We start from the raw sequence: 21426 nt of genomic DNA, 5'->3' as shown, positions 1-21426 counted from the left end.
AAGCGCGACTGGTGAGTCAGTCGTTCTTTACCTTCGCCGCGATTTCAGAGACAATCTCGGGGTTTCTGAGCGTCGAGGTGTTTCCGAGTTCGTCGCCGTTTGCGATGTCTTCGAGCAGGCGGCGCATGATTTTCCCAGAGCGCGTTTTGGGCAACTCGGGGGTGAAGACGACCTGCTCTGGGCGGGCGATTGGGCCGATGGCCGAGTTGACGCCTTCGATGATGCGTTCTGCCATCGCGTCGTCGCCCTCGTAGCCGTCTTCGGTGATGACGTATGCGTAGACGGCTTCGCCTTTCACGTCGTGGTGGCCGCCGACGACCGCCGCCTCTGCGACGCCTTCGACGCCGACGATAGCCGATTCGATTTCCATCGTCCCGAGGCGGTGGCCGGAGACGTTGATGACGTCGTCGACGCGGCCGAGGACGGTGATGTAGCCGTCTTCAGAAATCTTCGCGCCGTCTTCAGGGAAGTACACCCAGTCGTCCGGGTCGTCGCTGTCTACGTCAGAATAGGTGCGCCAGTACTCGTCGATGTAGCGCTCGTCGTTGCGATACAGCGTCCGGAGCATGCCGGGCCACGGCTTGTTCACCGTGAGATAGCCCGCGCGGCCGGGTTTGACCTGTTCGCCATCGTTGTCCACGATGCGCACGTCGAGTCCGGGCAGCGGCGGTCCGGCAGACCCGGGCGACATCTCGGAGACGCCGGGCAGCGTCGTAATCATCATGCCGCCGGTCTCGGTCTGCCACCACGTATCGACGATGGGGCACTCCTCGCCGCCGATGTACTTGTAGTACCACTTCCACGCGCGTGGGTTGATGGGTTCACCGACGGTGCCGAGCAGGCGCAGCGAGGAGAGGTCGTGGCTTTCTGGGTACTGGGACCCCCACTTCATGAACGCGCGAATCGCCGTTGGCGCGGTGTAGAGTTGGTTCGCTTCGTACTCCTCTACGATCTCCCAGAGGCGGTCTTTCTCGGGGTAGTCTGGCGTCCCCTCGTACATCATCGTGGTCGTCCCGAGCGCGAGCGGGCCGTAGACGATGTAGGAGTGGCCGGTAATCCAGCCGATGTCTGCGGCACAGAAGTAGGTGTCTTCGGGCTTGATGTCGAGGACGGCTTGGCCGGTCCAGGACGCCCACGAGAGATAGCCACCCGTGGTGTGTTTGACGCCCTTTGGCTGGCCCGTCGTCCCCGAGGTGTACATGAGGAACAACATGTCCTCTGCGTCGCGGGAGACGGGGTCGACCGTCATCCCTGCTTGTGCCTCCACGAGGTCGTCGTAGTCGTGGTGATTCGCCTCCATCGGGTGGTCGTAGTCGTCATCGAGCCGGTCGACGACGACGGTTTCGACCGCGTGTTCGACGCCCGAAAGCCCCTCGTCGGCTTTCTCCTTGTGTTCGAGGGGGTCGCCCCGGCGGTAGTAGCCGTCACAGGTGACGAGGAACTCCGAGTCTGCGGCGTTCATCCGCGTGGCGAGGGCGTCTGCGGAGAAGCCGGCGAAGACGACCGAATGCGGTGCGCCGATTCTGGCACACGCGAGCATCGCAATCGGCAACTCGGGAATCATCGGCATGTACAGGGTGACAACGTCATCCTCTGCTACACCGAGGTCTTTGAGTGCGGCGGCGAACTCGTTTACTTCGCGGTGTAACTCCCGATAGGTGTAGGTGCGATTTTCCTCCTCGGTCGGTTCGCCAATCCACTCGATGGCGGCTTCGTCGCCGCGTACATCGAGGTGTCGGTCGAGGCAGTTCGCAGATGCGTTGAGCGAGCCGCCCGTGAACCACTCGAAAAACGGCGGGTTCGAATCGTCGAGCACGGTGTCGTAGGGTTCGTCCCAGTCCAGGAGCGCCGCCGCCTGCTCCCAGCACTCGGGCCAGTTCTCCTCGAACTCTTCGTAGATGCCCTCGTCCGTGACGTTCGCTTGTGCGACGAACGATTCAGGCGGGCTGAATCGCTCTTGTTCTGCCAACCGAGCCTCCAGTTCGGCGTCTGTGTCGTGCGACATGGTGAGCCGAGTTAACAACCATTATGTTCCCTAATAAGTGGTGTAACTAACTATCCCAATTGTTCACACACAACCGCATGCGGCGCTTTCGCGGTCGTTTTTGGCGTTCTGGCGAGTCACAGCCACGGACGCGCTGTCGTTCCCGCCGTCGCGTCTCTAAGTAGTTAGTGTCCGTTTCCTGTCTGCGAAAGAAAGTCTGGTTTGCGTATGTGTTCAGGCGTCGCGGACGGTGCTGTCTGTATCTTCGATGACCGCGGTGAGTACCTTCTGTTGGGCTTTTCGCAGGTGGTTATGCAGTGTCGGTGAGGAGACGCCCATCGACGCCGCGAGTTCTTCTGCGGTCGAACCACGCGGCCACTCGAAGTAGCCAGCGAAGTACGCCGCCCGGAGCACCGAGCGCTGTTTCTCGGTGAGACTGTCTTCCATCACCTGTCGGACGCCCGCCGTGGTCTGGGTCGGCTGTTCTATCTCGCGTTTTGCGACCAGTTCTGACTCGGGGAACTCCTGTGTGAGGGTTTCGACCACCGAGCGAATATCGACGCGCCGAGAGAACACGCCCGCAATCTCCGCAACGCCGTCTTCGACGGTGAGTTTCTGGGCCGTGCCGCTTCGGTCTACGAGCGCAGAGATGAACGTCTGGTCGCGCACGACGAGTTCGAGCACCGCGCCCGTGCTGTGGTCGCCAATCAGCCGGCCTTCGGTGACGCCCGACGCGCTCGAAATACGGTCGAGCACCGCGCGCACGTCCGCGTCGCGGACGGTGACGAAATACAGCAGGGCGTCTGCTTCGACGGGCACCGCGCCTTCGAGCTCGAACCGACAGCCGAGGTCGTGGGAGGTCGCCACCAGAAAGTCCTCGGTATCGGTACTGCGAAACGTCAACTCGACGCCCGTATCCGCGAGCAACAGCCGTTTGCGTTCGAGCGACGTGATGGCCTCACCAACTCGTCTGCCGACGTCTGCGACGAACTCGCGGTCTCCGGATTCGACCGTCTGGTGGGCCACACAGAGCAGGCCGTGGACGCGGTCGCTCGATTTGAGTGGCGCGACGACGAGTGCACACCCGGTCAACCGCCCGCTGACGTGGGTCATGACGTTTCGCAGGACGACGGTTTCTGCCTCCTGTTCGAAGCTGTCGAACCCGCCCGCCTCGTCTACCACCTCGCGTAAGTCGACGTCGCCTTCGTCGCGGTGGTTCGCGTAGGTTCGTGGAACGCCCTGTTCGTCACACACCCACGCCGTGTGGTAGACGCCCGCGAGCGCTTCACAGGTGGCCCGTTCGACCTCCGTACGCGTCGTCGCCTCCGTCAGAGACGCGCCAAGCGTCGCCATGCAGTCGCCCAACTCCGCATCGCCCCCGGCCTGCGGTGTGGCGGGTGGGCGGTCGGGCTGGCGCTGGCCCCTCGATTCCGCAGTGAAGGCGTCGATAATCGCCGCCTCGCTCGGCGGTTCGAAGTAGTGGTCTAAGCTTTCGAGGCTCTTCCACCCGCCGACCGCCCGCACGATTTGGGGGTGGATGCGCTCTCTTTTTAGCAAGCGATGGGCGAAGTACTGGCGTAAATCACGCGAGGAAACCGACTGCAAGCGCGCGTCGTCCGTCCGAGCGGCCACGTCCGAGACGAGCATCTGGATGCGTCGTGCGCTCACGTCGAACACCGGTTCGTCTCGGCCGATGTCGTTCACCGAGATGTACTTCCGAAGGTCGTGAGCCGCGGCCGGGCGCAGATACACCACCCGGCTCTCTTGGTCGGTTCCGACGGTCAAAAGGGCGTGTGACCCGCCGCCGCGCTCGCGCGTGGACAGGTCTCTCGGGTGAACGCAGACCACCTCGCTCGGCCTGAGTCCGGCGTCCCCCATCAGCGTGACGACGAGGTCTTCGCGGTAGGTTTCGGTCGCTCGCTTCAGCCGCTCGAACGCCTCGGGCGTGAGCACCGTCGAACGCGCTGTGCGGGACATACTGTCATTCACCTTTTTCAAAAGAGCTGCAGTTAATTCTTTCCCTGATTCTGTTGGACCACAGTCGGGTTTTGCGACTGTTCGCGCGGCTTCTCCCGAACGTTCTCGGAAAATTCCTTCGCGTTTCTCTATTTCTCCGAAACGCTCACTCGTCGACGATGGATTCGAGTTCACCGACGACTTCGGGGTTGCGAAGCGCGCTCGTGTCACCGAGTTGCTCGCCGTTGGCGATGGCTTCTAAGTGCCGACGCATGATTTTTCCCGATCGCGTTTTCGGGAGTGCGGGCGCGAACGTAATCCGTTCTGGGATGGCAATCTCACCGATTGCGTCCGCAACGGCATCCCGCACCGCCTGCTCTAACTGTTCGTCGCCGACGACGTTCCGCTCTGGCGTGACGTAGACGTGGATGGTTCGCCCTTGTACGTCGCGTCGTCCGGCAACGGCGGCGGCCTCCGCGACGCCCTCGACATCGACGATGGCCGACTCGATTTCTTTCGTCCCGATTCGATGCCCCGAGACGTTCACCACGTCGTCTTCGCGGCCGAGCAACTGGATGTAGTCGGTCTCGACGGCGCGGTCGCCGGTGACGTAGTGCCACGCGCCCGCCTCGTAGGCGTCGTGGTCGGTGACTGCCCACTCGTCATCGCAAAACCCCTGTGGCATCGCCGGCCACGGCTTCGTGATGAGCAGGCGTCCGGGTTCGCCGGGTGCGACCGTCTCGCCGCGTTCGGAAACGATGTCGGCGTCGATACCCGGCAGTGGTCGGCCCACTGCACCGGGTTTCATCCGGTCTACGCCCGGCAGCGTGGTGACCATCATGCCGCCGGTCTCGGTCTGCCACCACGTATCAACGATGGGGCACGCACCACCACCGACGTGTTCGTGATACCAGTGCCACGCGTTGGCGTCGATGCGCTCACCAACGGTGCCGAGCAGGCGCAGCGAGGAGAGGTCGTGGCTTTCTGGGTACTCAGCACCCCACTTTACGAACGTCCGGATGGAGGTCGATGCGGTGTAGAAGATGTCCACCGCGTTGCGCTCGATAATCTCCCAGAGCCGGTCTTTCTCGGCTTGATTCGGCGTGCCCTCGTAGAGGACGGTCGTCGCGCCGAGGGCGAGCGGGCCGTAGACGATGTAGGAGTGGCCGGTAATCCAGCCGATGTCCGCAGAGCAAAAGTGGGTGTCCTCGGGTTTGATGTCGAGCACCGAACGCGCCGTCCACGCGACGTGTGAGAGGTAGCCGCCGGTGGTGTGGCGCACCTCTTTTGGCTCGCCGGTCGTCCCCGAGGTGTAGATGTAAAAGAGGAGGTCGTCTGCGTCGCGGGCGACGGGTTCGACGCGCTCCCCTTCGTGGGCGTCGACGAGCGCGGAGTAGTCGTGGTGGCGGTCGAGGGTATCGTCGTTGCCGAGGCGGGTGACCACGACCTGTTCGACTGTCTGTGGGACGGCGAGACAGGCGTTGTCCGTGGTGTTTTTCATCGTGATGGCGTTGCCTCGGCGGTAGTAGCCATCGCAGGTGACAATGAGTTCCGAGCCGGATTCTTCCATTCGCGTGGCGAGGGCGTCCGCGGAGAAGCCGGCGAAGACGACCGAATGCGGTGCGCCGATTCTGGCACACGCGAGCATCGCAATCGGTAACTCGGGAATCATCGGCATGTAGAGGGTGACAACGTCGTCTTCTTCGACGCCCAACTCTCGTAGTGCCGCCGCGAAGGCGTTCACCTCGCGCGAAAGCGCCTGATAGGTGTAGGTTCGCGTCTCCCCGAGTTCGCCCTCCCAGGTGAGCGCCGCTTGATTCTTCCGACCGGCTTCGATGTGGCGGTCTACGCAGTTGTACGAGGCGTTCAGCTTTCCGCCGGGAAACCAGCGAAACCCGTCGCTGTCGTCGAGGACGCGCTCGTAGGGACGGTTCCAGTCGAGGAGTGTCGCGGCGTGCTCCCAGCACGCAGGCCAGTTCTCCTCGAACTCTTCGTAGATGCCCTCGTCTGTGACGTTCGCCTGTGCGACGAACGCGCTCGGTGGAGCGACCCACTCGCTGGGCGGTGACAAGGCGTTCTCCGACCGACTCCTGCCGTTGTCCATGTGCCTTACATCAGTGTGGAGGGTCACAAAAACTGTACTGCTAATTTGTGGTTAATTGATACAATCCTATCCGACCACCCTCTTCACAGTGAGGGCACAGCCTGCACCCACGCCCGACCGTGCAAGAGACTGTCACGCTTTTCGCTATTCTCAGGCCCTGAGATTCAGTTTCCCCGATTAAGACCCTCTTCTTCGTAGAATAACCTGTATGAGTGACAGAATTGGTGCACCTGGAACTGGCATCTCCCGTCGAAAATTCCTCGCCGCGACCGGTAGTGCCGGGCTGTTTGCAACCGCGGGCTGTACGGCGGTTTCACAGCCCACCGCGCGGACGGTTCCGCTCACGAGTTCACAAAATAGCGCGTATCCCGACCTGCCGGAGACGGGAAAGCCCGAAGTTGTGAACTTAGATGAGCGCGGCCACGAGGTCACCATCAAGTCCGTGATGGCGCGCCACCATATCCACCCCGGCGAGACGATGAACGGCCCCATCACGCTCCCAGTCACGTGGGCGTTTCAGGCAGACGACGGCGTCCCGAGCGTTCCCGGCCCGATTCTTCGGTGCACCGAGGGTGCAGAACTGAAGATTACACTCGACAACTCGGAGATGCAGGTTCCCCACACGCTTCACTTCCACGGCGTACGCAAATCGTGGGAGAACGACGGCGTCCCGACGACGACGGGCGTGACGGTCATGCCCGGCGAATCGCACACCTACACCATCCCGGCGAACGTCCCGGGAACCCACCTCTATCACTGCCACTACCAGACGCCGATGCACATGGAGATGGGGATGTACGGCATTCTCCGCGTTGACCCGAAGGGGTACGAGGAGGCCGACAAGGAGTACTTCATGACGGTCAAGGAGTGGGACACCCGCCTCTCGCGCCAGCACGGCGGCGAGAACGTCCAGTACTCGCTCTCGTCGCGCCACGCGGATGCCTTCACCATCAACGGCAAGTCCGCGCCCGCGACGCTCCACCCCGAGACGGGGTCGCCGCTCATCGTCGAACCCGGTGACACCGTGCGCATCCACTGGGTGAACGCGGGCTTCATGAGCCACCCGCTGCACATCCACAACCACCGATTCAAGATCGTCGAGAAGGACGGCAGCCCGATGCCAGAGGTGCTCCAGTTCCTCCAAGACGTGGTGAACGTCGCTCCCGCAGAGCGCTACACCATCGAGTTCGAGGCCGACGCAGACCCCGGCATCTACCTCGTCCACTGCCACAAGGTCGACCACGTCCGCAACGGTGACAGCTACCCCGGCGGCATGCTCACGGGTATCGTCTACACAGACGCGATGGACACGGACATCTTCCGCAGTCTGATGGAGTACGCGGGGTACGAGGGGTGAGAGAGATGGCGTCCGACAACACGCAACTGCCCGTCGCCCGTCGCCGCTTTCTCGCCGCAACCGCGGGCGTCGCGGCCGGGAGCGCGCTCGGCGTGAATCTGCTCAGCCAGCCGGTCGCCGCGCAGGCTGATTCGAGCCTCGAAACGTGGTTTGCGAACACCGACAACGTGACCGAACTCGTCGATTTGCGCGGGAAGGGAACGGTCGATATCGCGGTCGGTTCGGCCGGAAACGGCGGGTCGTTCGGTTTCGAACCGGCAGCCGTCCGCGTAGACCCCGGAACCACCGTTCGCTGGACGTGGACCGGCGAGGGCGGGATGCACAACGTGGTCGCCAAAGACGGATCGTTCGAATCTGAGTTCTACTCGACCGCGGGCGAGACGTTCGAGTTCGTCCCCGACGCCGCGGGCGTGACTCGCTACGCCTGTGCGCCCCACGAGATGATGGGGATGAAAGGCGCGCTCGTCGTTGGCGACGCAGACGCCGCACTCGGCGCGGCCGCTGGCGAGGCGGGAGGCGATGCCGCCCCGAAAGAGACCTTCGACGGGTGGCTCTCGGGGACGGACAACTACGACGAAGTGGTCGATATGCGCGGCAAAGAGCAGGTGACGGTCGACGTTGGTGCGGACGGAAATGGCGGCGCGTTCGCCTTTGAACCCGCAGCCATCCACGTCGATCCTGGAACCACTGTCGTCTGGGAGTGGGTCGGCGACAAAGCATACGACGTGGCCGACCCCGACCTCGGGTATCACAGCGACCTCCTCACGGGCGCGGGCAATCGCTTCGCCGTTGAGTTCGGCGGCCACGGCCTCAGCACCTACGAGTGTACGGCCTACGGCGAACAGGGTATGCGTGGGGTCGTCCTCGTCGGAAACGGGCCAGACCCCGTGCTCTCGCCGCTTGGGAAAGTCGTCACGGGCGGAGTCGCAACCGTCCTCGGCGCGCCGTTCCTCTACGGCCTGCGCCAGCACGTAAAAGACACCACCCGAACCGACGCCTAAGCACGCGTCATTCCTCTGCTTTTGCTGTTTCGAAGCGTTGTGAGGGCAGTTTGAGTTCGTCGAGCCCGGGCAGGTGTTTGACGTTGAACACGACTTTGAGTTCGTCAGTACACGGCCGCCCCACACACGAGAGGCGAATGCCGTTTTCCATCATCGACGGCGAGAGGACGTGATTTGGCGGCATCTCCATGTCGCCTTCGATGACCGCGACTGCACAGTTCGCACAGGCACCGCCCCGACACGCAAACGGCCACGAGAAGCCGACTTCTTCTGCGCTTTCTAAGAGCGAATCGCGCGGGTGGGCGAGTAGCTCGCCGTAATCCGCTGGCATGAGCGTTTCACTCGCGGCTTTCGAGAACAGTTCTGCGTCGGTAATCTCCCAGCCGAAGTCGTCGAACACCTCGTAGTTGAGAAACTCGACTTTCGTCTCTTCGCGCTCGTCTTCTGCCGGCTCTGGAGCCTGCTCGTTGTCTGATTCGGTCGTGGGATCGTAGCCCGCCTCAATCTGTGCGTACGCTGTCTGGACGGCTTTGAACTCGCGGACAGAGCCACCACGGTCTGGGTGGACTTCTTTGACTCGCGCTCTGTACGCTTCGACAATCTCCGCCTCGTCTGCATCCGACTCAATCCCGAGAATATCGAACGGGGACGCCACACTCGAAGTAAGCAATTCGTCGCTTAAAACCTCTCTGGCAACTGCCCGGCGCTCCCGTGTGCTGTCGCCGTCGTGCTTGGTGACTGCCGTGCTCGTTCTTTCGAAGCGCGCTCATTCAAATAATTTTGAACTTCACAATAGTGGAAAAGTACATGTGTCAGACCGGTAACTATGACATACGATGGCTCGCACTCCCCTCTCGGAACTTCCACACGCTACGAAAGTCCCGTATCTCATCATGGGACTAAGTGGAGGGCTTCTCCTCTCGTTTCCTGCCGAGTGGATGATTGTAAACGCGATGGGGGAAACGGAGCCGGTCTATCAACTGCTCACGAATACGGCGATTACGATGCCAATAATTCTGGGCCTGTTTTTCGGTGGCTACTGGCTCAAACGGAGTTGGATAGACCCACAACGTTACTGGCGAATCGTGCTGTGGTGTTTCGCGAGCATGATAGTCATCCTCGGGATTAATATCATCGTCATGTTTGTCACACCGCCACTTGACGAGGTCAGTGGGTACATCCAATGGGGCCGATTTATGTCGTGTCTCGGCGCTGGGGGCGGTCTCCTCATTGGGGTCATCGAGGCACGCGCCATCGAACGCGAACGCCTCGCAGAGCGGGCCGTCATTCGCGCAGAGCAACTTGAGTATCAAAACGACCAACTCGAGTTCTTCAACAGCATCCTTCGCCACGATGTGTTAAACGGCATGACCGTCGTCGGCGGGCGGGCAGAAATCCTCTATGAGGAACTGGACGACGGTGACCACCGCAAACAGGCGGAAACGATTCTCAAGTGGAGCGACGATGTCGTGACAATCGTCCAGCGCGTCCGGTCGATTCTCAACGCGCTCACCTCGGACAGCAAACCCCAACTCACCGCAATCGAACTCTCAGAGACGATTCACACAGAAGTCGACCGACTCAAATCGACATATCCGGCCACAACCTTCGAGGTTCACGTCGAAGACGAGGTGTTCGTCAGGGCAGACGAACTGTTGAGCGAAGTGATTGGCAACCTGCTCACGAACGCCGTCGAACACAACGACCCCGAAGGCCTGCACATCACCGTCAGCGTGGAGGCTGACGACGACACGGTCACGACCCGCATCGTTGACACCGGCACGGGGGTTCCAGACGAGCGAAAGCAAGCCATCTTTCGCAGAGGCGAAACTGGCCACGTCAAATCGACAGGCAGTGGCTTTGGCCTCTTTTTCGCTGATTCGATGATGACCGTCTACAACGGCTCCATCGAAATCGAAGATACAGAGCCACAGGGGGCAACGTTCATCATCGAGCTTCAGCGGGCGGCGGAGACCCGCCCCGAACCACCTGCTGAACTGGTTTCTCCCGTATAGCCACGTCGGCTGAATCGGTTTGTTCCGCTTCCTAACGAGAAATCGGTGGGATATCCGCCATTTGGATGGCTCACCCAGGTTCTGTACCCCGTCATCTTCACGCCCTATGTTCACACGTATCGTGAAATGGACGTTAGGTGTAAGATAATCTATATCTTCTCTTGAGGCGTCACGGTCGATGTGACGCCAACTCTCACTCGACGGACGTTCCTCGCGTTCTCAGGGACAGCGTTCGCTGCAACATTCGCTGGCTGTACCGGCTTCCTCGATGACGAACCTGCGACTGTGACCGTCGAAAACGGCTTCGACCGAGAGATCGTGGTCACCGTCGAAGTGCACCACAGTACGGACGAGTCGCTCGCCTACGAGGAGACGATCAGGCTCGCCACTGGTGAGTCACAACAGATGCTAAATCCGATGGATACCGCTGGTTCCTACGAGATACACGTGATTGTCGAAGACACGTTCGACGAGACCTACTCGTGGACCGTCTCCGAAAACGGTGCCCCGAGCCTCTATCTGGACATTCGCCCACACGGGATGGAACTCTCCGACGCAGGGCGCTAGAACGCCAATCTCACTCCGTGACGCGGGTCGATTCGTTTCGGTTCCGGGGCGACGCCACGCCAGCACTCGACACGGATCATTTCGCCCAAAACCATTTTTATCCAGAGTCTATTGATTAGAGATATAACATGACTGGTGCATCACGGCGAACGGTTCTCAAGCTCCTCGGTGCGAGCGGTGTACTCGGATTCGGCATCGGGAGCGCCAGCGCAGCGAAGCCAAAAGGCAACATCAAGAAGTTAGGCCACTCGTTGCTCTCTGACCCACCCGGAAGCTACGCCGAAGTAGACGTCCGAGGCGACGGCCACTTCGCCGTCCTCGGGAGCTTCCTTGGCGAAGGTGGTAGCTTCCTTGTCGATATTACGAATCCGACACAGCCAACCGAGGTTCATCGTGTGCCATCTTCCGAGCACACGCGAAATGCGGACGTCAAATTCGACACGCGAGACGGGCTCTACTATCGCAGTCAAGAGCCTAACGACGACGAAGGCGTTGGCGGCGTCGAAATCATTGACTACGGCTACGGAGACGCCACTCCTGAAAACCCTGCGGTAATCGGTCGGTTGGACGCAGAAGATACGCACAATATCTTCTGTCATCCCAATGCGGACATCGTCTACACGACCAACGCCCACGGCGGACACGACGACGAAGCAAACACGGGATACGATATCTTCGATGTGAGCGACCCGTGGAACCCAACGAAACTCGGTGAAGGAGGCCCGGCTGGTGCCCTCCACGATTTGGTCATCGACCCGGACACGGAGTTCATGCACTGTGCGTATATCGGCGGTGGCCTCGATGGTTACGTCATCGTCGATGTGAGCACGCCGACAGAACCCACGGAAGTCGGTCGCTTCGATTACGAAGGCTTGCCAGATTACAGCGAAGAACGCCTCGAACAGGGCAAACCTGGCTTCGAGAGCTGTCACTACGCGAACTACGACCCCGAACGCGGACTCGCCGTCGTCGGCGACGAAATCGGCCACGGCTGGCCCGGTGGCAAGCACATCTTCGACATCGGGTGGGGCGACGGCTCGCCGGCGAATCCGAAACACATCGGGTTCACCTACTCACCGAACGCCGAATATCAAGGCGACGACGACCGCGAAACCTACGACTGGACGACCCACAACCACGACGTTATTTCGAAAGACGACACGACGCTCCTCGTTGACGGCGGCTACCACGAAGGCGTGGTCGTCTACGACATGAGCGACCCGACCGACCCGGTTCCGGTCGATATCTACGAAACCGACGACAAGGCAGCCGAAGCAAACGGTGCAGCGTGGCTCGGCTCGGCCCCGAACGCGTGGGGTGCAAACTACAACGAAGCGCGTGACCTCGTTGTTGCAAGCGACATGACGACCGGCATCTACACGTTCAAAGTGACGCCTTCGCGCAACAACGGCAAGTAACCGGTCACGCCTCGCGGGCCGCTCATTTTTCAAACGGTTAGTTTGTCCCTTCAGGCTCACTGCTATCGAAAAAGACTGCGGACGCGCTTCATGCATTCGACTGACTTATATACCACGCTCAAGCCCTTCGAGAAGTTCGACAAACTTCGGGTCTAGGTCTGCGTGGTGGTGGACGATTTTCCACTCACCATCTTCGAGGGAGTAGATGTTGGTCGCCCGGTATTCTGCGTCGAGCGACTGGCCGCCGAGCGTCATCGAAGCCTGCTCGGTCGTGAGTTCGTAGGCAACGTCACCCATGACGCGGATGAACTGGTCTTTGCGCGTAACCGTCCCCTTCTCAGCAAGGCCCGCGACTGCGTTCCACGGCTCTTTGACGGCTTCCCAGCCGACTTCACGGCCGCCAATCGGATGCATGGTCGTAACATCATCTCGATGTGACCAGATCTCTGCCATCGATTCTGCGTTACCGGCTGCCATTTGTCCTAACGCCTTGTAGAATTTGTCCGACGCCGCCCGAACCCCTGTATCTGCTTGTTTGATTGCCATGTGTGGCACCCGTACGCCTAGATGCATGCTGAGGGCTTAAATGTCATACTTCTTATCTATACGATTTCTCATCGGCCAAAAGAATGTCTTGGCAGTCGCGTCCTCCGTTTTTTCTGCGTTAATTCCAGCGCTGGCGGGGATTGTTCCACATGGATATCCACTTAAACCATCTTGTAATTTGACTAACCGTTCCACGAATGGAACGAATTGGAACACACTCACGGCGCTTGAAACCCCCTCCTAACAAAGCATCGTCATTACCATGGGTATTGTATCATGGTGCAAATGCACAATCTCACGGGCTTTCAACGCGACCTCCTGACCGTCATCGCAGGACACACGAAGCCCTCAGGCCAAGACATCAAGACAGAACTCGAAACCCACCTCGGCGACATCAACCACGGCAGGCTCTACCCCAACCTCGATACGCTGGTCGAAATGCAACTCGTAGAAAAGGGTGCAATCGACCGCCGCACGAACTACTACACGATTACTGACGCCGGGAGAAACGCGCTGGTCGAATACGCAAACTGGCGTGAGAGCTACCACGCAGAAGTCACTTCACCGATGCTCTGAGCGCTCAATCGGTTAGCGTCGGTTTCCGGCTCCAAAGAGGACTCCCCCTGCGTCAGCGTCTCGTTGCGACTGCGTGCTGGCACGCTGTCTGCGCCCCTCTCTATTCACTTTCCATTCGGTCATCTACAAATTCAGGCTCTCCACCCGCTAGTTACTCGCTACAACGAGCGTTACCGACCGTCGAAGCCAGACGTTCACGTTCAAATCGAGAAAGCCGTCCATGACCGTCTGTCCCGCCATCGTCGCCACGAGCGACGACGAGAGCCCAGCCGCGGTGAGCGCAACCCCGAACGCCATACTCCCATTCGCGGATGGTCGTGCCCCTCCGAAAAGCAGACGCAGTCTCCGTCGCACTCGACGCACGTCACGGGGAGATACCTGCCTCTCAATGTTCTACACCCGGCGTGAAACCCTCAGATGGCAATATAACCTCTCTGCTGAATACCGAGTCTCTATCCATCGTTAGGAGGCGAACACGTAAGCAATCAATAGTCGAATGGATAGGGGACGATGAGCGATTGGAAATCGGCACTTCGAAGCGGAAGGGATGGCGCGGTCCAAGACGATCGCGTGTTCCCCAGTACTCGCTGGATTGCGCGCGTTATCATCCCGTTTCTGGCTGCGGCGTTTCTGGTCTTATTTGGACTCCCAGCTCGGACCACCGAGTTTTTCGCGTGGACGATCCGGCCCGAGATGACGCCCATCATCATGGGTGCTGGCTACGGAGCAGGCGTGTACTTCTTCTATCGCGTTTCGACCGTTGACACGTGGCACGCTGTCGCTCCAGTCTTCCTCGGCATCGCCGTCTTCACGTGGCTCATGGCAATCGCCACTGTGCTCCACTGGGAAAATTTCAATCACAATCACTTCACATTCGTCCTCTGGGTAGTTCTCTACGCAGTAACACCGGTACTCATTCCCGTTGTTTGGGCGCACAACCGGTGGACCGATACTGGCGAATTGACGGCCGGTGAGCCCACGCTTCCTCAAGCCGTCCGCGTCCTCGGTGGTGGCCTCGGACTCGTCGTCACAGCCAGTGCCGTCGCCCTGTTCGTCATCCCCGAACTGATGATCGAGGTCTGGCCGTGGACCGTCTCCCCGTTTACGGCTCGAATCTTGGCAGGGTGGTTCGCGCTCTTCGGTGTCGTGAACGTCGCTGTCGCCCTCGATGCGCGCTGGAGTGCTGCCCGGATCCTGCTCCAGAGTCAGGTGCTGGGATTCACGCTGGTCCTGATTGGTGTCCTCAGAGCCTGGGATAACTTCGACACGTCGAACATACTGACCTGGGGTGTCGTCGGCGGGATGGTACTGTATCTGGGTGCCACACTGGTGTTGTATCTCGGTATGGAACGTCGGTGAACGACTCTCGAAGGGTTCGGCCCCGTTGCTGACGACGCACCCTGTATGCAACACGGTCACTGAAACCTGACCATCATCTGTCAGGAAGTGGATGCTGCAGATGGTGGCGTTGTTGCACTCCGCAAGCGGTACCGGTGCACGCAGTAGGCTGACCGCATAGACGCCCTCCCAACGTCGCAGTTACCGCGATGAAGGTGATAGATTCGGGTTCCTTCTTCCGTTTTGGCGTGCTACACACGTCGTCATGACCGCGAACGCGAGGCGTGTCTCGTATGCGATGGAACCGAGACCTGTCTTTTTCAGCGCACGCATCGAGTACCTAGCATGCACGCCCACTCCGTCATCGAAGCCGTTGGAAACACGCCGCTCATCGAACTCCCCGGCATCCGTCCAGAGGGTGGCGCACGCATTTTCGTGAAGTGGGAAGGGGGGAATCCAACGGGGAGCATGAAAGACCGGTTCGCGCTGGCGATGATTCGAGGAGCACGTCGTGACGGACTGCTCGAACCCGGTCAACGTGTCGTCGAGTATACTGGTGGGTCAACGGGCTCCAGTCTCGCCTTCGTCTGCGCCGTCATGGACCATCCGACGACGATGGTGACCGCAGACTGCTTCGCCCAGGAAAAGATTCGGACGATGCGAGCGTTCGGCGCAGCAGTCATCGTCCACGAAACGCCCGACGGAAGCGTCTATCCAGGTATCGTAGACGACATGATGGAATACGTCGAAGACGTGAAAACAGAAACCGGCGCGTACCACACCCATCAGTTCGAGAACCCGTATCTCCTTGAGGGCTACACAAAGATGGGCACAGAAATTCTCGAAGATTGTCCCGACGTGACCGATTTCGTGATGTCCTACGGGACGGGTGGCTGCTTGACCGGGAACGCACAGGTGCTCAAACCAGCGGGTGCTCGAATAACCGCCGTCGAACCGGCTGAATCCCCACTTCTGAGTGCGGGCCACTCTGGACCACATCACATCGAGGGAATCGCCGTTGGCGTGCATCCACCCATCTTCGAGACAGAGCCCTACGACGACGTTCGTGCGCCATCCGAGGCAGCGGCCCGTGCCATGATACAGCGAGTCGCCAAGACGGACGGACTCTTCGCGGGGCTGTCCACGGGGTTGAACCTCGCCGCGACGGTGGAAATCGCACGCGAGCGCGACCCAGACGACGTGGTCGTCACCGTTGCCTGCGATACCGGCCTGAAGTACCTACAGGGCGACCTCTTCGCGAAAACACAGTGATTCGCTTCGACTTCGAAGCGTCATGAGCGACGTTTGGTGGTGCGTGTGGAAGGCTGAATCCGAGGGTGAGTGAACCGATGTGAAACTCGAATATTGTCGATAACGGGCGTCTGGAAGGATTTCTCTGGACAAGATATGAGCCGACAGGTATGCTGAGCCACACAATGTCGGCTGCCACTCGTACGTATTTTCCAAAACCGCACGACAGTCTAGCTGTGGTAGTTGTATTAGCTATCTGCCGCTGGGTCGTACTCCTCGTCGGTGACGTGCTCGAGCCAATTGACGACCTCCCCATCGAGTTCCTCGTGGATGGCGATGTGGGTCATTGCTTTCTCCGGTTTCGCGCCGTGCCAGTGCTTTTCGCCCGGCGGGAACCAGACGACGTCGCCTGCACGGACTTGCCTGATTTCGCCGCCTTCGCGCTGGACGAGCCCGCACCCGTTCGTGATGACGAGTCGCTGTCCCAGCGGATGGGTGTGCCACGCAGTGCGAGCACCCGGCTCAAAGGTGACGCTCGCTGCGGCCGCGCGGGCTTCGTCCTGTGGGTCAAATAGCGAGTCAAACCGAACGTCGCCAGTGAAGTAGTCGTCCGGTGCAACTTTCGAATGTTGTGAACAGCTTCTGGTGATATCCATAGATTGAACCTGTTCTGAATTTGAACGCTGTCCGTCTTAGTTTCGATGCTGTCTCAAAAGGACGTGTATGTGCTCGGCGAGTCGGACACGAGAACTCTTGCATCGATATCGTACAGGAGACGCTCCAGTATGTGTTATGGACACCACTGGATTCAGCTGGCAGGTCGGAGCGAAGTGATTTCACTCATACTCGGTTACTAGTCCTATGGCCAGCGAGATGAGTACACTCTACCTTTTTCTCTCCGGTGTCACTCTCCTGCTCGTCACTGCACACGCGCTTGGAATCGCAGCCGACCGGCTCGGGTTCGCACCAGTCGTGGGGGAGCTCCTCACGGGGTTGGTGTTGGGTCCCTCTGTCCTCGGACTCCTCTTCCCCTCGGTAACCTCCATTGTGGTGCCGATTTCAGAAGGCCTGTCTGCACTTGCCTCTATTGGCCTCATCCTCCTTCTCGTATTGGCCGGGACAGAAATCGACGTGTCAGTGATACGCCGGTACGTGCGGCCGACAATCGCTCTTGCCGCGGGAGCCTCTCTTGTCCCCTTTCTTCTGGGATTCGCTCTCGGTTGGTTTCTGCCTGAAACCTATCTCGTTGCTGCAGAGCACCGCTTTTCACTCGCGTTATTTCTTGCAACAGCGCTCAGCATCTCGGCTGTTCCCGTCGCGACACGTGTACTCATCGACCTTGATGCGATGGATCGAACGGTCGGGCAGCTTACCGTGACTGCCGCAGTCATTATCGATGCCGCCGGCTGGATCGCGCTCACGGTGGTCTCAGACATCGCTCGAGTAGGACATTTCGACACCGCCCAACTTTCTCGAACAGTTGTTGTCCTCGTCGCATTCGTCGTGGCTGCCGCTGTCCTCGGCCCTCGCATCGTCAACAGGCTCTTCGTGGTGTCCGCTCATGCACGCTCACCCGTATTGACGGGATTCTCTATGGTCCTCGTCTTCGGATTCGCGTTGTCCTGGTCGGCTCTCAGCGTTGGCCTGGAACCCGTTCTTGGCGCATTCCTCGCCGGACTCCTCGTCAAAGACCGGTTGGACGCAGAGACTTCGAGAGTGTTTCAGATGGTGACGCTCGGCTTGTTCGCACCCATCTTCTTTGCGACAGCGGGGTTACAGGCGACGCTACGTGAATTATTCGTGCCGGAGACGCTGCTTCTCGCAGCGCTCACACTTGTCGTCGCCGTATTCGGAAAATTTCTGGGTGTCGCGCTTGGAGCGATGGTTACAGATCTTTCTCGGGCGGAAACGCTCTGTATCGCAATTGGGCTCAATGCTCGCGGAGCAATGGAGATCGTCGTTGCTGCCGTCGGATTAGCCATCGGAGTCCTTACACCAACACTCTATACTGTTATTGTTCTCGTTGCTATTGTCACTTCGATCATGACGCCTCCGCTTCTCCGGCGTGCATTATCACGTCTTTCTGATGATTCGCGTCCCCTGAAGACGTAACGGATTACCTGAAGTGTGGCGCTAAGGCCCCTTCCTCAACGAGCGAGCGGAAAAACACAGGGCTTCTCAGTCACGGGTTGCTGGATATCCGAATAGACAAGACACTGGTTCACACAGTATGACAAATGACCGATCGTGGCGTGTCGAATCGAGTCGCACAGATTGAGCCCCAACAGATCCGTCGACTGTTCGACTTAGCAGATGAACACGACGCTGACGATCTCGTCCACCTCGAAGTCGGAGAACCGGATTTTCCCACGCCGGCGCACGTCGTCGACGCAGCAGTGACGGCGGCACGCGAGGGTCGGACGAACTACACGCCCAACGCCGGTATCGGGGCGCTCAGACAGGCAATCGCCGATGGACTCCGCAGTCGCGACATCGACGCAGAGCCCGACCGCGTGGTCGTGACCACCGGCGGCGTGGAGGCACTCTACCTGACGCTGTTGACAGTAACCGACCCTGGTGACGAAGTTGTCGTGCCCACGCCAGCGTGGCCGAACCCCCTCTCACAGGCGCGGTTGGCGAACGCCGTCCCAGTCGAGGTCCCATTGGCTTCCGGCGACGGCTTCGCGTTCGACGCTGATCGAGTCATCGACGCCATCACCGACCGAACCGGCGCTGTCGTCCTAACTTCGCCGTCGAACCCGACCGGTCGGGTATTCGATGTCTCGGCGATGGAGCGTGTCGTCGAGGCGGCCGTCAGCCACGATGCCTACGTCATCGCCGACGAGGTGTATCATGAACTCACCTACGAGCGTTCTCAGCCGAGTCTCGCCGCCATTACGAAGTATCCGGAACGGGTCGTGACCATCGACTCCTGCTCGAAGACGTACGCGATGACGGGGTGGCGTGTCGGGTGGTTGAGCGGCCCCGAACCCGTGACCGCGGCCGCAACGAAGATCCACGAGAGTACCACCTCGTGTGTGAACACACCTGCCCAGTACGCTGCGCTCGCCGCGCTCACCGGTCCTGATGGGCCGGTTCGTGAGATGAAGGCTGCCTTCGAACGGCGGCGCGACGCAGTCGTCGAGCGGATTCACGAATATCCCACCGTTTCGATGACGCCACCCGAAGGCGCCTTCTACGCGTTCGTCGACGTGAGCGCGCTTCCGGGGTCAAGCCTCGAAGTCGCAGAGCGACTGCTCTTCGAATACGACGTGGTCGCTGCGCCTGGAAGCGCATTCGGCGACGCCGGAGAAGGATACCTCCGTTTCAGTTTCGCGAACGACCTCGAACGCATCGAACTCGGACTCGACCGCTTCGAGCGGATGGTTGAGACAGAGGTCTGATTTACGCTTCGCGCACGCCTGTGACTGCGGTAGTTGAACTCCGCTTGGTTCGATACCTTCCCTACTGAAACAGCCGTTCGATCTGTGTCACTCGCAACGTGGAAACACGCGGGAGGCCAGCCTGAAGCGCTATCTGCGAACCGAGTCTGTCCCACTGGATTCTTCATTGGACTCTGCCGACCTGCGCTCGTTCTTGGGTCGGTAGACGAGCGCCAGGACGCCGTTGCTGGTGGTATCGCTGCGTTCGAGGACAAACGCAGCCTGTGGCACGTCGTCGAATAATCGCCTACCGCTCCCTTGCACGACCGGATAGACGAGGCGCCGTAACTCATCGATGAGACCCTCCTTGAGGAGCCACTTCGTAAGCGAGATACTGCCGTGAACCGCCAGGTCACCGCCCCCGTCTTCCTTGAGGTTGCTGATTGTCTCACGGACATCATCACCGATGAACGTCGCATTCTCCCAGATATCCTCGGTGCGGGTGGTCGAAACGACGTATTTTTTCACCGGGTTAAAGAACGCTGCACCCGGATCCGGGCTCGTTGGCCACGCATCTGCGAATTGCTCGTAGGTCACTCGACCCAACAGCAGGGCGTCGGTTCGATCCGTTTCTTCCTGCTTGAAAGCCGCAATCTCGTCGTTCCAGAACGGGGCTGACCACGAGGGGTTCTCGACAACCCCATCAAGCGTCATAAAGTGGGTTGCGAACAGGGTTCGAGTTGGCGTATCGTCTGCCATTAGTACCGATGCTTACGCCGTATCGTGGCTTGTACGTTTGCGGGAGGGTGTCTGCAACAGCGCGATATCTCCGTCCCCTCCCTCGACTCACGGTCCCACTGTCCGTCATCCCGAAAGCGGCCATTCGGCCGTCTCGCTCGAACCAACGGTGAATCTCCTGGCGTTTTATTCCCGAACGTGCTTGCGGAGTCTGAATGCTTACAGCCTCCATTCTCGTCTCCTGGGGTTCATCTCTCGCATTCGCCGGCCAGGAGACTTCCCGCCGCTGTCCGAGACAAGTCCTTCGTCATCGGTGCGCTATTCTAGCGTAATGAACGACGACAGCTCACTTCGACAATCAGAGCACGGGTTTGCGTTCGTGGCCGAGGTCCTCGAATCTCGACCATTGACACCGACGAGCCACCACATCCGCACTAGCCGCCATCCCCAATTCGTGTACGAACCGGTTCAGTTCACGAGACTCTCGCTCAACACGTCTACAGACTCAGGGCGATTCGATGACTCTCGACCCATGTCGCTGGCCAGTTCGCCAACCCGAGACTACCTCGAATACGGCGTCCGTGTTTCAGCGAGTGCTTTCAAGCAAGCGTTCGTGAACCTCGGACCCGGAGACGAGGTTCTTGTCGAAGGTCCTCGTGGCCACTTCATTTTGAACCCGGAGCGAGACACCGTCCTCATCGCCGGTGGCATCGGCATCACGCCACTCAAAGGCATGGCCGAGTATGCGACCGACACACAACTCGACATTCCCATCCGGCTCATCTACAGCAATCGGACCGCGGATGAAATCGCCTACCGAGACGAACTGGATACACTGGTCGAGTCAAACCCACAGTTCGAAGTGATTCACACACTCACCCGCGAACCCGAAGCGAGCGAGTGGACGGGTCGCAGGGGGCGTGTCGATAGGTCTCTCGTCGAAGCAGTTGCGAGCGAACTAGAGACTCCTATCTTCTATCTTTGTGGCACTCCTGAGATGGTTCGCGGACTGTGGGATATCCTTCAATTGATGGGCGTCCCTCCCGAGCGAATCATGTACGAGCAGTTCTGGGGCTATACCGGCTGAGTAATTGCATTCACACCACCCACGGCGAGCTCGAAAACCCACTCAACGACCGTTTCGGGAGCGATACACAGACCGGTTCTCTGTCGGAGAACGAGTACCGATTCT

At 59.8% G+C, this 21426-nt stretch carries 18 protein-coding genes and 1 pseudogene; 11 read left to right on the top strand and 8 right to left on the bottom strand.

What is annotated here, in order from left to right; all coding sequences use genetic code 11:
* Positions 1-16: 16 nt before the first annotated feature.
* From acs (V5N12_RS01385) to acs (V5N12_RS01375), 3 genes are all read right to left on the bottom strand, one after another.
* Positions 17-2005 carry an acetate--CoA ligase gene (gene acs, locus V5N12_RS01385; RefSeq protein ID WP_332897362.1) on the bottom strand — a complete coding sequence of 663 codons (1989 nt, stop codon included), beginning with the start codon at positions 2003-2005 and terminating at the stop codon, positions 17-19.
* A 213-nt stretch (positions 2006-2218) separates the two neighbouring features.
* Positions 2219-3961 carry a bacterio-opsin activator domain-containing protein gene (locus V5N12_RS01380; RefSeq protein ID WP_332897361.1) on the bottom strand — a complete coding sequence of 581 codons (1743 nt, stop codon included), beginning with the start codon at positions 3959-3961 and terminating at the stop codon, positions 2219-2221.
* A 145-nt stretch (positions 3962-4106) separates the two neighbouring features.
* On the bottom strand, positions 4107-6044 hold the full coding sequence (gene acs / locus V5N12_RS01375; protein WP_332897360.1) for an acetate--CoA ligase: 1938 nt from the start codon (positions 6042-6044) through the stop codon (positions 4107-4109).
* Positions 6045-6252: 208 nt separating this feature from the next.
* On the opposite strand from acs (V5N12_RS01375), the gene V5N12_RS01370 reads away from it, so the two are divergent.
* Positions 6253-7401: a multicopper oxidase domain-containing protein gene (locus tag V5N12_RS01370; protein WP_332897359.1), complete on the top strand. Its 1149-nt coding sequence runs from the start codon at positions 6253-6255 to the stop codon at positions 7399-7401.
* 5 nt (positions 7402-7406) lie between these two features.
* Positions 7407-8402, top strand: a complete 996-nt coding sequence (locus tag V5N12_RS01365) for a halocyanin domain-containing protein (RefSeq protein ID WP_332897358.1) — start codon at positions 7407-7409, stop codon at positions 8400-8402.
* Positions 8403-8409: 7 nt separating this feature from the next.
* Here the strand turns inward: V5N12_RS01365 and fer are convergent, their stop codons facing one another.
* Positions 8410-9057 carry a ferredoxin Fer gene (gene fer, locus V5N12_RS01360; RefSeq protein ID WP_332897357.1) on the bottom strand — a complete coding sequence of 216 codons (648 nt, stop codon included), beginning with the start codon at positions 9055-9057 and terminating at the stop codon, positions 8410-8412.
* A 181-nt stretch (positions 9058-9238) separates the two neighbouring features.
* On the opposite strand from fer, the gene V5N12_RS01355 reads away from it, so the two are divergent.
* From V5N12_RS01355 to V5N12_RS01345, 3 genes are all read left to right on the top strand, one after another.
* Positions 9239-10417, top strand: coding sequence for a sensor histidine kinase (locus tag V5N12_RS01355; RefSeq protein WP_332897356.1), 1179 nt, complete (start codon positions 9239-9241; stop codon positions 10415-10417).
* Positions 10418-10597: 180 nt separating this feature from the next.
* A complete protein-coding gene (locus tag V5N12_RS01350; protein WP_332897355.1) occupies positions 10598-10984 on the top strand; it encodes a hypothetical protein in 387 nt (128 codons plus the stop codon).
* A gap of 128 nt (positions 10985-11112) precedes the next feature.
* Complete coding sequence (locus V5N12_RS01345) at positions 11113-12402, top strand: LVIVD repeat-containing protein (RefSeq protein ID WP_332897354.1); 1290 nt, start codon at positions 11113-11115, stop codon at positions 12400-12402.
* 105 nt (positions 12403-12507) lie between these two features.
* On the opposite strand, the gene V5N12_RS01340 is transcribed toward V5N12_RS01345, so the two are convergent.
* Positions 12508-12948 (bottom strand): YybH family protein, encoded by a 441-nt coding sequence (locus V5N12_RS01340; RefSeq protein ID WP_332897353.1) that lies wholly within the window; start codon positions 12946-12948, stop codon positions 12508-12510.
* Between the two features lie 285 nt (positions 12949-13233).
* On the opposite strand from V5N12_RS01340, the gene V5N12_RS01335 reads away from it, so the two are divergent.
* A complete protein-coding gene (locus tag V5N12_RS01335; protein ID WP_332897352.1) occupies positions 13234-13524 on the top strand; it encodes a PadR family transcriptional regulator in 291 nt (96 codons plus the stop codon).
* 162 nt (positions 13525-13686) lie between these two features.
* On the opposite strand, the pseudogene V5N12_RS01330 reads toward V5N12_RS01335, so the two are convergent.
* Positions 13687-13833: pseudogene (locus tag V5N12_RS01330) on the bottom strand (divalent metal cation transporter); the annotation flags it as partial.
* Positions 13834-14034: 201 nt separating this feature from the next.
* Between V5N12_RS01330 and V5N12_RS01325 the strand changes: the two are divergent.
* Positions 14035-14883, top strand: coding sequence for a hypothetical protein (locus V5N12_RS01325; protein ID WP_332897350.1), 849 nt, complete (start codon positions 14035-14037; stop codon positions 14881-14883).
* Positions 14884-15207: 324 nt separating this feature from the next.
* A complete protein-coding gene (locus V5N12_RS01320) occupies positions 15208-16134 on the top strand; it encodes a PLP-dependent cysteine synthase family protein (protein ID WP_332897349.1) in 927 nt (308 codons plus the stop codon).
* Positions 16135-16361: 227 nt separating this feature from the next.
* Here V5N12_RS01320 and V5N12_RS01315 read toward each other — a convergent pair whose 3' ends face one another.
* Positions 16362-16769, bottom strand: coding sequence for a (R)-mandelonitrile lyase (locus V5N12_RS01315; protein WP_332897348.1), 408 nt, complete (start codon positions 16767-16769; stop codon positions 16362-16364).
* A gap of 205 nt (positions 16770-16974) precedes the next feature.
* Between V5N12_RS01315 and V5N12_RS01310 the strand changes: the two genes are divergently transcribed.
* Together V5N12_RS01310 and V5N12_RS01305 are read left to right on the top strand one after the other, a co-directional pair.
* A complete protein-coding gene (locus tag V5N12_RS01310; RefSeq protein ID WP_332897347.1) occupies positions 16975-18225 on the top strand; it encodes a cation:proton antiporter in 1251 nt (416 codons plus the stop codon).
* Between the two features lie 125 nt (positions 18226-18350).
* Positions 18351-19517 carry a pyridoxal phosphate-dependent aminotransferase gene (locus V5N12_RS01305; RefSeq protein WP_332897346.1) on the top strand — a complete coding sequence of 389 codons (1167 nt, stop codon included), beginning with the start codon at positions 18351-18353 and terminating at the stop codon, positions 19515-19517.
* A gap of 129 nt (positions 19518-19646) precedes the next feature.
* Here V5N12_RS01305 and V5N12_RS01300 read toward each other — a convergent pair whose 3' ends face one another.
* Positions 19647-20255, bottom strand: coding sequence for a dihydrofolate reductase family protein (locus V5N12_RS01300; protein ID WP_332897345.1), 609 nt, complete (start codon positions 20253-20255; stop codon positions 19647-19649).
* A 511-nt stretch (positions 20256-20766) separates the two neighbouring features.
* On the opposite strand from V5N12_RS01300, the gene V5N12_RS01295 reads away from it, so the two are divergent.
* Positions 20767-21321, top strand: a complete 555-nt coding sequence (locus tag V5N12_RS01295; protein ID WP_332897344.1) for a ferredoxin--NADP reductase — start codon at positions 20767-20769, stop codon at positions 21319-21321.
* Positions 21322-21426 lie beyond the last annotated feature (105 nt).

The sequence above is a fragment of the Haladaptatus sp. CMSO5 genome (assembly GCF_036689885.1).
Lineage (GTDB): Archaea > Halobacteriota > Halobacteria > Halobacteriales > Halococcaceae > QDMS2.
The sequence above is the reverse complement of the archived record's forward strand: the minus strand, read 5'-3'. Positions and strand labels throughout refer to the sequence as shown.

What these genes read in the sequence shown, in the direction of transcription:
- acs (WP_332897362.1), bottom strand. Translation starts at nt 2,005, where the DNA reads ATGTCGCACGACACAGACGCCGAACTGGAGGCTCGGTTGGCAGAACAA.
- V5N12_RS01380 (WP_332897361.1), bottom strand. Translation starts at nt 3,961, where the DNA reads ATGTCCCGCACAGCGCGTTCGACGGTGCTCACGCCCGAGGCGTTCGAG.
- acs (WP_332897360.1), bottom strand. Translation starts at nt 6,044, where the DNA reads ATGGACAACGGCAGGAGTCGGTCGGAGAACGCCTTGTCACCGCCCAGC.
- V5N12_RS01370 (WP_332897359.1), top strand. Translation starts at nt 6,253, where the DNA reads ATGAGTGACAGAATTGGTGCACCTGGAACTGGCATCTCCCGTCGAAAA.
- V5N12_RS01365 (WP_332897358.1), top strand. Translation starts at nt 7,407, where the DNA reads ATGGCGTCCGACAACACGCAACTGCCCGTCGCCCGTCGCCGCTTTCTC.
- V5N12_RS01355 (WP_332897356.1), top strand. Translation starts at nt 9,239, where the DNA reads ATGGCTCGCACTCCCCTCTCGGAACTTCCACACGCTACGAAAGTCCCG.
- V5N12_RS01345 (WP_332897354.1), top strand. Translation starts at nt 11,113, where the DNA reads ATGACTGGTGCATCACGGCGAACGGTTCTCAAGCTCCTCGGTGCGAGC.
- V5N12_RS01340 (WP_332897353.1), bottom strand. Translation starts at nt 12,948, where the DNA reads ATGGCAATCAAACAAGCAGATACAGGGGTTCGGGCGGCGTCGGACAAA.
- V5N12_RS01335 (WP_332897352.1), top strand. Translation starts at nt 13,234, where the DNA reads ATGCACAATCTCACGGGCTTTCAACGCGACCTCCTGACCGTCATCGCA.
- V5N12_RS01325 (WP_332897350.1), top strand. Translation starts at nt 14,035, where the DNA reads ATGAGCGATTGGAAATCGGCACTTCGAAGCGGAAGGGATGGCGCGGTC.
- V5N12_RS01320 (WP_332897349.1), top strand. Translation starts at nt 15,208, where the DNA reads ATGCACGCCCACTCCGTCATCGAAGCCGTTGGAAACACGCCGCTCATC.
- V5N12_RS01315 (WP_332897348.1), bottom strand. Translation starts at nt 16,769, where the DNA reads ATGGATATCACCAGAAGCTGTTCACAACATTCGAAAGTTGCACCGGAC.
- V5N12_RS01310 (WP_332897347.1), top strand. Translation starts at nt 16,975, where the DNA reads ATGGCCAGCGAGATGAGTACACTCTACCTTTTTCTCTCCGGTGTCACT.
- V5N12_RS01305 (WP_332897346.1), top strand. Translation starts at nt 18,351, where the DNA reads ATGACCGATCGTGGCGTGTCGAATCGAGTCGCACAGATTGAGCCCCAA.
- V5N12_RS01300 (WP_332897345.1), bottom strand. Translation starts at nt 20,255, where the DNA reads ATGGCAGACGATACGCCAACTCGAACCCTGTTCGCAACCCACTTTATG.
- V5N12_RS01295 (WP_332897344.1), top strand. Translation starts at nt 20,767, where the DNA reads ATGTCGCTGGCCAGTTCGCCAACCCGAGACTACCTCGAATACGGCGTC.